Source organism: Mycolicibacter icosiumassiliensis (assembly GCF_900078685.2).
In the GTDB taxonomy this organism is placed as follows: domain Bacteria; phylum Actinomycetota; class Actinomycetes; order Mycobacteriales; family Mycobacteriaceae; genus Mycobacterium; species Mycobacterium icosiumassiliensis.
On the sequence record NZ_LT546166.1, the window covers coordinates 3,331,248 to 3,344,138 of the forward strand.

Genomic DNA, 12,891 nt, shown 5'->3' on the forward strand with positions numbered 1-12,891 from the left:
GCGGCAGGTCAAGTCACCGCCGACGGGTTGCGGCGCCGGCGAATTCGGCGACCAGATCTGCCAGTCGGTCCGTTTGATCGATCATCGAATAGGTGCGTGCACCTTCGATGAGTTCGAATCGAGAGTTGGGCAGCACCTCGGCCAAACGCCTGCCGTCCTCGATCGGAAAGAACAGATCGTCGGCGGACCAGGCGACCAGGGCCGGCTTGGTGAACGAGTGAAGTCGCGCCCCGGCATCTAATGAGGTCTGCTGGTTCAGCGACTTGGTGAGCTGACGGAGGTCCTCGGCGACGCCTGCATCCCGCAGCGCGGGCCTGACCCACTCACGCACCAGGTCGTCGATATCGCGGTGCGCCAGCTTCCCGTAGGCGTAATGACGAAACGCGCGCATCCGCATCGGTTGCAGCGCAACACGGAAGGTGATCGCGGTCTTCGCAGCCACAATGAACGGATTGATGATGGGCGGCGGGAAGTGCTCGAAAGCGTCGCAGCTGGCCAGGACCAACGCTCCGAGTCGGTCCGGGTGGTTGACCGCAACCAACTGGCTGACCAGGCCCCCGGTGTCACTGCCAACCAACACCACGTCGTCGAGGCCGAGCGCCGCCATGAACGCGTCGACCATGGCGGCGATGCCCGGCAAGGTTCTGTCGGCGCCGGCCCGCAGCGCCTCCGGATGCGCGCCCAGCGGCCAGTTCGGGGCGATGCAGCGGAGATTTCGCTCCGCCAGGCGGGCGCTCAGCGGCCCCCACATGGAGGCGCCCATGGCGTAGCCATGGACGAACAGCACCGGGCGACCGTCCTGCGGGCCCGCGGTGTCGTAGTGAATGGTTCCGGCGTCAATGTCAACGGTGGGCATGGGAAGCTCCTAACATAGTTACGTGCAACCTGCCGATAACTTACCGACAGCCTGTACGGAAATCAAGCGTCGGACGCAAGCGGAGCGTTCTGCGGCCACCCGTGCTGCGCTGATAACCGCGGCCCGCACGTTGTGGGGTGCGCGTGGCTTCGCGGCCGTGGGCACCCCCGAGATCGCCGAGGCCGCCGGCGTGACCCGGGGCGCCATGTACCACCAATTCCCGGACAAGGCAGCACTTTTCCAGGCCGTCGTGGAATCCGTGGAAGCCGATGTGATGGCGCGGCTCGGCGACGCGGTCGCCGCCTCGGCGGCAACCACCCCGGCCGCCGCACTGCGGGCAGCCGCCGAGAACTGGCTGGAGGTGGCCAACGATCCCGAGGTGCGCCAACTCGTGCTGCTCGATGCCCCCACCGTGCTGGGTTGGGACGGCTTTCGCGACGTGGCCCAGCGCTACAGCTTGGGCATGACCGAGCAGCTGCTCAGCGAAGCGATGAGGGCTGGACAGCTCCCCCAGCAGCCGGTCCGCGCGCTCGCCCACGTTCTCATCGGCGCGCTCGACGAAGCCGCGATGCTGATCGCGACGGCCGATGACCCCGAGCAGACCCGCGCCGACGTGAGCATCGTCATTGAGCGACTGCTCGACGCCATGCTCACCGAGGGCTGACCGGGTAGCGTCCGCGCGCTCAGCGGAGGAATTTCTCCAAGTAAGCGCGATGGTCCGGCGAGAGCCGCACCAGTTTCTGCTCGTCGATGCTGAAGGTGGCCAACTGCGTCTCGGCGATCACGGCGGGCCGTGAATCCGGGGCCGCGTGCACCGAGCGCACCTCGTAGCCGATGGTGAAGTCCACCGTGCGCAGCCGCGAAATCCACATTGTCACCTGCAGCGGTGAGTCCGTCAGCCGCAGTTGCCCCTTGTAGGTGACTTTGACCTCGGCGATCAGCAGACCGACGCTGGTGATGTCGACCGCGAAGGCCGGCGACAGGAAGGGCACCCGCGCTTCTTCGAGCATCGTCACCATGGTCGCGTGGTTCACGTGCTGGTACATGTCGATGTCCGACCAGCGCACCGGAACAGCTGCCACAAAGCCCACCGGCGCCCCGGTGGATTCTGCCGGACTCACGAGGCCGCACCGCGGGTCATGCTGCGGATCTGGCGCGCCGCCACCGACAGCGTGGCCAGATCGCGCTGGTCGGATTCGTAGATCTGGGTCAGCGTGCGCTGTGCCCGGGCAACGCGGGAGGCATTGGTCGATTCCCATTCGGTGATTTTCTGCATCCCGTCCTCGTCCGGTTCCCCGACCGCCAGCACATCCAGGCACAGCGACCGCACCGAATTGTAGATGTCGTCACGGATCGCCAACCGCGCCAAGGCATGCCAGCGGTCATCGCGCGGCAGCTGGGCGACCGCGGTCAGCAGCCCGTCGGTGCCGAGCCGATCCATCAGCGCAAAGTAGGTGTCCGCGACCTCGCCGGCGTCGCGTTCGGTGATGTCGGCGACGTCGATGATGTCGAGCAGGCTGTAGCGATACAGGCCTAGGGCGACGTCGGCAGCCAGGCCACCAGGCACACCCTGAGCCTCGAACTCGCCGATGTGCTTGGCGACGATGTCGGCGTCGTCGCCGCGCAGCCATTCCGACATCCGCGGTAACAGCGCAGCAACCTGCGCGGCGAACCGGTTGATCTCGGCGCCCACCGCCAGCGGCTGCGGGCGATAGTTGAGCAGCCAACGGCCGGCCCGGTCGATGAGCCGTCGCAGGTCCAGTGTCATCCGGTCGGTCACCGCTACCGGCAGACCGTCCCGCTCGCCGGCTTCGCGGATCCGGCGCCACAGGTCGCCCACCCCGAAGATGGCGTCGGTGGCAACGTAGGCCCGCACCGCGTCGATCAGTTCGACGCCCGCGTCCTCGGTGATCCGGAAGGCGTAGGTGATGCCCGCGGTGTCCACCACATCGTTGATCAGCATCGTGGTGACGATTTCGCGGCGCAGTTGATGCTGACGGATCTCGGCGCCGAAGCGCTGCTGCAGCGCCCGCGGGAAATACTGCGGCAGCCGGGCGGCGAACACGTCCTGTTCCGGGAGGTCGGTGGCCAGCACCGCCGCTTTCAGCGTCAGCTTGACGTGCGCCATCAGGGTGGCCAACTCCGGTGAGGCCAGGCCCAGCCCGGCCTCGGCGCGTCGGGCGATCTCCTTCTCCGACGGCAGCGCCTCCAGTTCACGGTTGAGGCCGCGGTCGGCCACCAGGTGGCGGATCTGATCGGCGTGTACCGGCAGCAGGCTCGCGGCGTTGGCCCGGCTGGTGCCCATCAGGTCGTTCTGGGCGGTGTTGTCGGCGAGTACTAGCGCGCTGACCTCGTCGGTCATCGATGCCAGCAGCTCGGGCCGGTCGGCGGCGTCCAGTTTGCCGACGGTGACCAGGGCGTCGATCAGGATCTTGATGTTGACCTCGTGGTCGGAGCAGTCGACGCCGGCGGAGTTGTCCAGGGCGTCGGTATTGATGCGCCCGCCGGCCAGGTCGAACTCGACGCGACCCAGTGGCGTGACGCCCAGGTTCCCGCCTTCGCCGATCACCTTGGCGCGCACCTGGTTTCCATTGACCCGGACCTGGTCGTTGGCACGGTCTCCCACGTCGGCGTCGGATTCGGCCTCGGCTTTGATGTAGGTGCCGATGCCGCCGTTGAACAGCAGGTCGACCGGCGCCCGCAGGATCGCCCGGATCAACACCGGCGGGGTGAGTTCGGTGATGTCCTCGTCGAGCCCCAGCACTGCGGCGACCTGCGGGCTGACCGGCACGGATTTCAGGTCCCGCGCGTAGACGCCACCACCGGCGCTGATCAGTGACTTGTCGTAGTCGTCCCAACTGGAGCGAGGCAGGTCGAACATCCGCTGACGCTCGGCGAAGGACCGGGCGGGATCGGGGTCGGGGTCGAGGAAGATGTGGCGATGGTCGAAGGCGGCCATCAGTCGGATGTGTTCGCTGCGCAGCATGCCGTTGCCGAACACGTCGCCGCTCATGTCGCCGACGCCGACGACGGTGAAATCCTGGGTCTGGGTATCGATTCCCATCTCCCGGAAGTGCCGTTTGACCGCCTCCCAGGCACCCTTGGCGGTGATGCCCATCTCCTTGTGGTCGTAGCCGACCGACCCGCCGGACGCGAACGCGTCGCCCAGCCAGTAGCCGTAGGACTTCGCCACGCCGTTGGCGATGTCGGAGAAGCTGGCAGTGCCCTTGTCGGCGGCCACCACCAGGTACGCGTCGTCGCCGTCCCGGCGGACGACCTGCGGTGGCGCGCTGACTGCACCGGTGGCGTGGTCGACATTGTCGGTGACGTCCAGCAGGCCGGAGATGAACAGCGTGTAGCAGGCGATCCCTTCGTCGCGGGCCGCCTCGCGGTCCTCCGCAGGGTTACCGCTGGGCGTCGGTGGGTGTTTGACCACGAAGCCGCCTTTGGCTCCGGTCGGGACAATGACGGCGTTCTTGACCTCTTGGGCTTTGACCAGCCCGAGGATCTCGGTGCGATAGTCCTCGCGGCGGTCCGACCAGCGCAGCCCGCCGCGCGATACGAAGCCGAACCGCAGGTGCACACCCTCGACCCGGGGCGAGTAGACGAAGATCTCGAACTTCGGCCGAGGCAGCGGCAGCTCGTCGATCAGGCCGGCATCCAGTTTGAACGCCAGCACGTTACGTGCGCGAGCCGAATCGGCGCGGGTGACATAGTAATTCGTGCGAAGGGTGGCTTGAATCAGGGAGGCGAATGCGCGCAGGACTCGGTCGGTGTCCAGACTCACCACCGCGTCGATGCCCGCCGCGACCTCAGCGGCTGCCGCCTGCGCGTCGCGGTTGCGCTGCGCGCGCGACGGGTCGAACAGCGCCTCGAACAGTGCCACCAGGGCCCGCGCGATGCCCGGATGCTCGTTGAGCACCGAGGCGATGTGGCTCTCGCTGTAGGGGAAACGGGCCTGCCGCAGGTATTTGGCGTAACCACGCAGCACTACCACCTGGTGCCAGTTCAGCCCGGCCCGCAGCACCAATTCGTTGAACCGGTCGGCCTCGACCCGGCCCTCCCAGATCGCGGTGACCCCATCGGCGAACCGCTGTTCGGCGTCGTCACGCTCGGCGCCGGTCTCCGGAATGTCGATGGTGGGGTGCGCTGACACCTTGAACTTGTAGATCCACACCTGTAGGCCGTCAGCGCGGGTGACGGTGAATGGCCGCTCTTCGAGCACCGCGACCCCCATGCACTGCAGCATCGGCAGCAGGTGGCTCAGCGATGCACCGTGCCCGCCGAGAAACCAGGCCAACTGACTTCCGTCGGCCTCGCCGTAGTGGGAGAACACGAGTTTGACCGAGTCGTCGGTCAGCCGCTCGATGATCGCGATGTCACCGACGGCCTCGGTCGGCGTGACGGCCTGTTTGTAGATTTCGTCGAAGGCGACGGCATAGTGTTGCGCCACGTCGTCGTCGATGGAGTCCTGCGCCGCCACCTCGATCAGCCGGTCCCCCCAGGTGCGGGTCGCCTCGGTCAGCAGCGCCTGAATCCGGACCCGGTTGGCCTCGCCGGTGTCGACCGGACCAGCGTCGGGGTCGTCGGACATCCGGACCATGAAGTGCAGCAGTGCCCAGGGCGCTTCGCTGACACGGGCGCTGTATTCCAGCCCTACCCCACCGAACTCGTGGATCAGGATGTCCTCCATGTGCAACCGCACCGGGGTGGTGTAGCGGTCACGTGGCAGGTACACCAGGCATGACACGAATCGACCGGTCCGGTCGCCGCGCAGGAACAGCAGAGTTCCGCGCCGCGAACCCAGGTCGGAGACCGCCATCGCCATGTTCAGCAGCTGCTCCGCGCCGATCGCGAAAAGCTCTGAGCGCGGCACGGTTTGGATGATGTCGAGCAGCAGCTGCCCGGGATGGCCGGGCTCCTTTTCCGCCAAAGCCAGGGCATGGCGGACGGTGTGCGAGATGACCGGGATCTCGAAGACGTCGGCGTTCATGGCACCGGCGGTGAACAGCCCGACGAAGCGGTGCGCGACGATGCCGTCGCCGGTGTCCTCCCGGATCACCACCACATAGGTGTGCGAACTGAACCGCATGTAGCTGGGCACGGTGGCCTGCGCCAAGGTCAGTAGATTGTTACCGGTGAGCCTGGGCCGCAGGGACTTACGCAGGCGCAGCACTCCCAGCCGGGCGGCGTCTTCGATGTGAACCTGCCCGTCGCGCACCACGCCGCTCTGGTAACCCAGCAGCACAAAGTGCCCGTCCGCCAGCCACTGCAGCAGCGCGGCGACATCGTGGCGGTCCGGCGCGGTGTAGTGGCCTTGCGCATTGGCTTCGACGTCGGCGGCAAGCTCGTTGAGCGCATTGCGCATCGCCGTGGAATCGATGGCGACCTGGCGGACGTCCGCCATCACGTCGGGCAGCAGGCGTTCGGTCTCGGCGAGGGTGCTGCGGTTGACCGTCGGTGAGAGTTGGACATGAATCCAGGCCTCGGCCCCCGTGGAGCCGTTCGCGGGTCTCGGTTCCACCGAGCGCAGTTCCCCGGCCCCATCGCGCTGCACGGTGAACACCGGCGACATGATCCCGACGTAGGACACCCCGAGCCGGTGCAGCAGCACCGCCACCGAGTCCATCAGCATGCCGCCGTGCTCGGTGACCACCTGCAGTGCCGGACCGAACCCGGCCGGATCATCGGCGGGGGACACCGCAACGCGGGTCTCACCGGCGAGCCGGTGCTGCGCCAGCCGGGCGTGCGCGGCCAGCAGCGCCGGGGTCACCACCGCGGTGGCGGCGGCCCGACTGGCTGGATCGGTGCCGGCTGGTTCGTCGCTGACCAGCGAGTCGCTGTGCGACCCGCGATAGGTCTCGACGTAGGCGGTCGAGACCCAGGCAGGAATGCCTTGCGGCTCAGAGGAATCGGGAAATGTTGTCCACGCGGTCAATTCTTTGGTGGACTTTGTCATCCCACCCCTCCTGACTGTGTGTCAGCTCCGGCAGCGCCGCTACCGGACCAACCCTAGTCGCGGGTGAGCCTGCGGTGCGTTACTCGATGCGGACGCGCCGCTTCGGCACCGAGTCGTTCCACCTTGTTCTCCTCGTAGGCACCGAAGTTCCCCTCGAACCAGAACCACTTGGCCTCGTTGTCGTCGTCGCCCTCCCACGCCAGGATGTGGGTGCAGGTGCGGTCCAGGAACCAGCGGTCGTGGCTGATGACCACGGCACAACCGGGGAACTGTTCGAGGGCGTTCTCCAGTGAACCGAGGGTTTCGACATCGAGGTCGTTGGTCGGCTCGTCCAGCAGGATCAAGTTGCCGCCCTGCTTGAGCGTCAACGCCAGGTTCAGCCGGTTGCGCTCACCACCGGAGAGCACGCCAGCAGGCTTCTGCTGATCGGGGCCTTTGAACCCGAACGCCGAGACATAGGCCCGCGACGGGATCTCGTTCTGCCCGACCTCGATGTAGTCCAAGCCGTCGGAGACCACTTCCCAGACCGTCTTCTTCGGGTCGATGCCGGCACGGTTCTGGTCGACGTAGCTCAACTTGACCGTTTCGCCGACCTTGACCGTGCCGCTGTCGGGCTCTTCCAGGCCGACGATCGTCTTGAACAAGGTGGTCTTGCCGACGCCGTTGGGGCCGATCACGCCGACGATGCCGTTGCGCGGCAGCGTGAACGACAGGTCCTTGATCAGCTGGCGCGACTCGAAGCCCTTGTCCAGGTGCTCCACCTCGACGACGGTGTTGCCCAGTCGCGGGCCGACCGGGATCTGGATCTCTTCGAAGTCGAGCTTGCGGGTCTTCTCCGCCTCAGCGACCATCTCGTCGTAGCGCTGCAGGCGGGCCTTGTTCTTGGCCTGGCGGGCCTTGGCACCCGAACGCACCCAGGCGAGTTCGTCCTTGAGCCGCTTCTGCAGCTTCTGGTCCTTCTTGCCCTGCACCTCGAGGCGCTCGGCCTTCTTCTCCAGATAGGTCGAGTAGTTGCCTTCGTAGGGGTAAGCCCGGCCGCGATCGAGCTCCAAGATCCACTCGGCCACGTTGTCGAGGAAGTAGCGGTCGTGGGTGACCGCGAGGATCGCGCCCGGGTAGGAGGCCAGGTGCTGCTCGAGCCACAGCACACTCTCGGCGTCCAGGTGGTTGGTCGGCTCGTCCAGGAGCAGCAGGTCGGGCTTGCTCAGCAGCAGCTTGCACAGCGCCACCCGCCGGCGCTCGCCACCGGAGAGGTGGGTGACGGGTTCGTCGGCCGGCGGGCAGCGCAGCGCGTCCATCGCCTGTTCGAGCTGCGAGTCGATGTCCCAGGCGTCGGCGGCGTCCAGTTCCTCTTGGAGCTTGCCCATCTCCTCCATCAGCTCGTCGGTGTAATCGGTGGCCATCAGCTCGGCGACCTCGTTGTACCGATTGAGTTTGGCCTTGATCGGCACGCCCTCTTCGACGTTCTCCCGGACGGTCTTGGTTTCGTCCAGATGCGGCTCCTGCAACAGGATGCCGACGGAGGCGCCCGGCGCTAGGAACGCGTCTCCGTTGTTCGCTTTGTCCAACCCGGCCATGATCCGCAGGACGCTGGACTTACCAGCGCCGTTAGGACCGACGACACCGATCTTGGCGCCGGGCAGGAAGTTCAGCGTGACGTCGTCGAGGATGACTTTGTCGCCGTGTGCTTTGCGCACCTTCTTCATCGTGTAGATGAACTCAGCCATGCCGGGGTGTCGCCTCCTGGTCTCGCGAATTTGCTCGCTGACCATCCTAGGGGGTAGCCCGACACCGCCGTCGGCTGCTGTCAGGCGGTGAGCGCCATCCCCTCATCGGCGTCGACGGCTTCCCCGGCGGAATCCGGGTCGTCGGCCTCCTCGGCCTGGGCGGCAGCAGGCGGATTGTCCGGTCCAGCGGCGATGATCTTCTCCACCCGGGCCGCGCACCGCGCCAGATCGGGGCCAACCGCTGTCGCACGCAGCTCCACCGACGACCGGCGAACCCCGTCCTTGTCCTCATACTCGCTGGTGAAGACATGCCCCACCACGATCACCGGCAGCCCCTTGCTCAGCGACGCTCCCACCCCGGTGACCAACCTGTCCCAGCAGTTGACCGTCACGAACAGCGAGTTGCCGGTCTCCCAGCTGCCGTCAGCAGCACGCTTGCGCGAGTTGCTGGCGACCCGGAACTTGATCAGTTCGTGCTCGCCCACCCGACGGCGAATCGGGTCGTTGACGATGTTTCCGATCACGGTCAGCGTTGTCTCGAACATTCGATGTTTCCTTCCTGGTTGCGGCGGGCCTGACGGACTCGCCGGTGGTGCACCCATTGGGCCGGCCGGGCCCGACAAGGACGCCGGGCCGGCCGCCGCGCACGACGGCAACTGGGGAAGAACCTCGGATTGGGGATAACCCTGGCGGACGCTTAGGTCCGCGGCTTGCCGACGGTCACCGGCGCATTCCAGTTCGAGAAGGTGATCGCCACGGCGTTGTCGTCGCCGGAGGCCAGCTTCAGCGCAACCAGGTGGTGCTCGCCGGTCTCCTCGATCCAGACCGTGCAGGCGGTCCTTTTGGTGGCCTGCAGCTGCGGCACGATCTTCTGCGCCACCTCGGCCGACACCTCGCCACTGATCCGGACGGTGTGTACGTCATCGATGGTCTCGCGGCCCTCGACCTCGGGATCGACGAAATCGGTCAGCAGACCGGCCAGCCCGGTGTCCGGGCTCAGGATGCTCGCCGCGTCATAGAACTTCGCGGCCGGACCGTAGTCGACCCAGCGGCCGCGATCCTGCGACACGTAGAAATCGCCGCCGAACACCACGAACGCGACATAGGCCGGCGCGCCCCGGTAGGCGATCTTGGCGTAGCCCTTCGCGGCGGGGCCCGGCTGCTGGGTCACGTCCCCGTCAAGCGCCGTGACCGGCATGTTCTCCATGCTGCCGGTCACCGCCAGCGTCAGGTGCACACTGGCGAGTTCGGCGGTGGTGGCGCTGGACTCCTTCAGGATCGCCGCGGCGTCCGGCAGGGGCTCGGTGGACTTCTTCGCCGACGATGCCGTCGTCGATGACGACGTGGCCGAGGGAGCCGACGAGGTTGGTGGCGTCGTCGCGGTTGACGACGCAACCGCCGGAAGGCTTGTGGAGGGGGTGAACGAGCACCCGGCGACCAGGGCAGCGGCGATGCTGACCACGGTCAGGACGCCCGGGAGCCTGCGCATGCCCGCCATCGTAGAGGCCACCAGCCCGCCGGGCAGCTCTTGCGGCGGCGACGAGAAGTAAGCGCGCGGTTGGTATACGTTGCTTGCGGTGGGTACCAAAGGCCGGTCCGGCAGCGGTGAACACACGAGCCGCAGCACCTGGGCACGCGACGACATCCGGGTCTCGGACCCGGCGGCCATGCAGCGCTCGATCGCCGGCACGGCCGTGGGCAACTTCATGGAGTGGTACGACTTCGGGATCTACGGGTTCCTGGCGACCACCATCGCGCAGGTGTTCTACCCCAGTGACAGTTCCAGCGCCGTCGGCCTGATCGCCACGTTCGGAACATTGGCGGCGGCTTTCGCGGTTCGACCGTTCGGCGGCATTATCTTCGGCGCGCTCGGTGACCGCATCGGCCGTAAGCGGGTCTTGGTCATGACCGTCACTCTGATGGCGATCGGCACGACCGTGACCGGACTGCTGCCGTCCTACGAGAAGATCGGCGTGTGGGCGCCGATCCTGCTGATCGTCACCAAGATCATGCAGGGCTTCTCCACCGGCGGCGAATACGTCGGCGCGATGACCTACGTCAGCGAACACGCCCCAGATCGCAGTCGCGGCGCGCTGACCGGGTATTTGCCGCTGGGCACACTCGGCGGCTACATCACCGGCGCCGCGGTGGTGACCCTGCTCAAAACCCAACTACCGGTCTCAGACATGCTGCACTGGGGTTGGCGGGTCCCATTCCTGCTCGGAGTGCCGCTGGCCATGGTGACGCTGTACATGCGGCTGCGCATCGACGAATCACCGGCCTTTGCAGAGCTAGAGCAGCTCAACGAGAACCACGACACCGACCACAGCAACGGCTGGCGGCAGTTCAAGCAAACCGTCACCGGGCAGCGCCGCGGGCTGCTGATCTGCATGGGCCTGGTGTTGGCCGAGAACGTCACCAACTACATGCTCACTGGCTATCTGCCGACGTACTTCAAACAGGTCGGTCGGATCAGCGGCAGCCGCGGACTGACCATGATCGTGGTGGCATTGGTGTTCATGCTGGTCGCCGTGTTGCCGCTGGCCAAGTTGTCCGACCGCATCGGCCGCAAGCCGATTCTATGGACCGGCAGCGCCCTACTGATCGTGGGATCTGTTCCCGCGTTCCTGTTGATCCGCCAGGGCGGCAATTACCCGCTGCGGTTGCTCGGTGTGCTGCTCATCGGTGTCATGCTGCTGTGCTTCTACAGCACCACTCCGTCGACCCTGCCTGCGCTGTTCCCCACCAGGGTGCGCTATTTCGCGGTTGCGATCGGATTCAACATCTCAGTCTCGCTGTTCGGCGGCACCACCCCGCTGGTCGCCGAGACCCTGGTATCGGGAACCGGCAACGTGATGTTGCCGGCCTACCTCCTGATGGGTGCTGGCGTGATCGGCGCAATCACGGTGTGGTTCACCCCGGAGACGGCAGGTAAGCGCCTACCCGGGTCGGGGCCGTCGGTGGCCACCGAGCAGGAGGCCGAGGCGATCGCCGAAGCGGGGCTGCACGAATAGCGCCAGACCCGAAGATCAATGTTGACGGCGCTTACTTCGCCCCCTATGCTGACGTAAGCACTGTTAACATTACCCACGCTCGGAGAGTGCGATGCCCGCCACGATCTTCACACCGCTGCGCCTGGCCAACGGTTCCGTCATCGAAAACCGCCTGGTCAAGGCCGCCATGGAAGAGAACATGGCCGTCGCCGGTCAATTGCCCGACGAAACGCTCTTCCGGCTGTACCGGCGGTGGAGCCAGGGCGGCGCCGGGTTGATCATCACCGGCAATGTGATGGTGCATGCCGAGGCGCTGACCGGACCGGCGGGCGTCGTACTCGACGCGCAGGCGCCGTTGGAGCCGTTCCGGCAGTGGGCGGCCGCGGCCCGCAGCGGCGGCGCACGGGTGTGGATGCAGATCAACCATCCCGGCCGGCAGGTGATGGCCAACATGCCCGGTGTCGCCTGGGGCCCTTCGGCCATCCGGGTGGATATCGGCCGCAACAGCAAGCGGCTGGCCCAGCCCGTCGAGATGACCGCCGAGCAGATCGACGCCACCGTGGCACGCTTCGCCGAGACCGCTCGGCGCGCCGAACAGGCCGGGTTCGACGGGGTCGAGGTCCACGCCGCCCACGGCTACCTGCTCTCGCAGTTCCTCTCGCCGTTGTCGAACCAGCGCACCGATCAGTGGGGCGGAACATTGGCGAACCGGGCGCGTCTGCTGCTCGACATCGTCCGCGCGGTCCGCTCCTCGGTGTCCCCCGCGTTCACGGTGGCGGTCAAGCTCAACTCGGCCGACTTCCAGCGAGGCGGCTTCGATACCGACGACGCCGCGACGGTGATCAGGCTGCTGGCGCCCCTCGGGGTCGACGTGGTTGAACTGTCCGGCGGCAGCTACGAAAGCCCCGCCATGACCGGCCAGGCTGCCGATGAGCGGACCCGATCCCGTGAGGCGTACTTCCTCACCCTCGCTGAGGAACTGGCCCAGTCCAGCCCGCTGCCGCTGATGCTGACCGGCGGCATCGTCCGCCGATCGGTGGCCGACGAAGTCCTCGCCGGCGGTATCGACCTGGTCGGCATGGGAACCGCGCTGGCTGTCGATCCCGATCTGCCGAACAAGTGGCGCACCGGCACCGACGCCGCGGTCGAACTCCCCCCGGTCACTGTCAAAGACAAAGCCGCCGCGTCAGCCATCGGCATGGCCCGCGTCCGCTATCAACTGCGCCGGCTGGGCAGGGGCAAACAACCCCGACCCACCGTGCATCCGTTCACCGCCTACGCCCAGGAGGCCGTCTTGCGGCGCCGGGCACTGCGCCGCTACCAGAGCTGGCTGCCCGCCCGCGCCGCGTGACCGCC

General features: G+C 66.9%; 9 protein-coding genes. 3 read left to right on the top strand and 6 right to left on the bottom strand.

Annotated features, from left to right (window positions below):
* Positions 1–13: 13 nt before the first annotated feature.
* A complete protein-coding gene (locus BN4346_RS39870) occupies positions 14–856 on the bottom strand; it encodes an alpha/beta fold hydrolase (RefSeq protein ID WP_067974658.1) in 843 nt (280 codons plus the stop codon).
* Positions 857–878: 22 nt separating this feature from the next.
* Between BN4346_RS39870 and BN4346_RS39875 the strand changes: the two genes are divergently transcribed.
* A complete protein-coding gene (locus BN4346_RS39875; RefSeq protein WP_067974661.1) occupies positions 879–1,520 on the top strand; it encodes a TetR/AcrR family transcriptional regulator in 642 nt (213 codons plus the stop codon).
* Between the two features lie 19 nt (positions 1,521–1,539).
* Here BN4346_RS39875 and BN4346_RS39880 read toward each other — a convergent pair whose 3' ends face one another.
* The 5 genes from BN4346_RS39880 to BN4346_RS39900 form a co-directional block, all read right to left on the bottom strand.
* Complete coding sequence (locus BN4346_RS39880; protein ID WP_096867559.1) at positions 1,540–1,947, bottom strand: acyl-CoA thioesterase; 408 nt, start codon at positions 1,945–1,947, stop codon at positions 1,540–1,542.
* A gap of 26 nt (positions 1,948–1,973) precedes the next feature.
* On the bottom strand, positions 1,974–6,815 hold the full coding sequence (locus BN4346_RS39885; RefSeq protein WP_067974664.1) for an NAD-glutamate dehydrogenase: 4,842 nt from the start codon (positions 6,813–6,815) through the stop codon (positions 1,974–1,976).
* Between the two features lie 53 nt (positions 6,816–6,868).
* Positions 6,869–8,542 (bottom strand): energy-dependent translational throttle protein EttA, encoded by a 1,674-nt coding sequence (gene ettA / locus BN4346_RS39890; RefSeq protein WP_067974666.1) that lies wholly within the window; start codon positions 8,540–8,542, stop codon positions 6,869–6,871.
* 80 nt (positions 8,543–8,622) lie between these two features.
* Entirely contained in the window at positions 8,623–9,087 is a 465-nt protein-coding gene (locus BN4346_RS39895) for a single-stranded DNA-binding protein (protein WP_067974669.1), read from the bottom strand.
* Between the two features lie 152 nt (positions 9,088–9,239).
* Positions 9,240–10,031: an LppX_LprAFG lipoprotein gene (locus BN4346_RS39900; protein WP_208863255.1), complete on the bottom strand. Its 792-nt coding sequence runs from the start codon at positions 10,029–10,031 to the stop codon at positions 9,240–9,242.
* Between the two features lie 178 nt (positions 10,032–10,209).
* On the opposite strand from BN4346_RS39900, the gene BN4346_RS39905 reads away from it, so the two are divergent.
* Together BN4346_RS39905 and BN4346_RS39910 are read left to right on the top strand one after the other, a co-directional pair.
* Positions 10,210–11,556: an MFS transporter gene (locus BN4346_RS39905; RefSeq protein ID WP_067975061.1), complete on the top strand. Its 1,347-nt coding sequence runs from the start codon at positions 10,210–10,212 to the stop codon at positions 11,554–11,556.
* Positions 11,557–11,647: 91 nt separating this feature from the next.
* Positions 11,648–12,886, top strand: coding sequence for an NADH:flavin oxidoreductase/NADH oxidase family protein (locus tag BN4346_RS39910; RefSeq protein ID WP_067974673.1), 1,239 nt, complete (start codon positions 11,648–11,650; stop codon positions 12,884–12,886).
* Positions 12,887–12,891: the final 5 nt, after the last annotated feature.

Bases quoted from the DNA above. Each gene is read 5' to 3' on its own strand.
- BN4346_RS39870 (WP_067974658.1), bottom strand. From the start codon at position 856: ATGCCCACCGTTGACATTGACGCCGGAACCATTCACTACGACACCGCG.
- BN4346_RS39885 (WP_067974664.1), bottom strand. From the start codon at position 6,815: ATGACAAAGTCCACCAAAGAATTGACCGCGTGGACAACATTTCCCGAT.
- ettA (WP_067974666.1), bottom strand. From the start codon at position 8,542: ATGGCTGAGTTCATCTACACGATGAAGAAGGTGCGCAAAGCACACGGC.
- BN4346_RS39895 (WP_067974669.1), bottom strand. From the start codon at position 9,087: ATGTTCGAGACAACGCTGACCGTGATCGGAAACATCGTCAACGACCCG.
- BN4346_RS39900 (WP_208863255.1), bottom strand. From the start codon at position 10,031: ATGCGCAGGCTCCCGGGCGTCCTGACCGTGGTCAGCATCGCCGCTGCC.
- BN4346_RS39905 (WP_067975061.1), top strand. From the start codon at position 10,210: ATGCAGCGCTCGATCGCCGGCACGGCCGTGGGCAACTTCATGGAGTGG.
- BN4346_RS39910 (WP_067974673.1), top strand. From the start codon at position 11,648: ATGCCCGCCACGATCTTCACACCGCTGCGCCTGGCCAACGGTTCCGTC.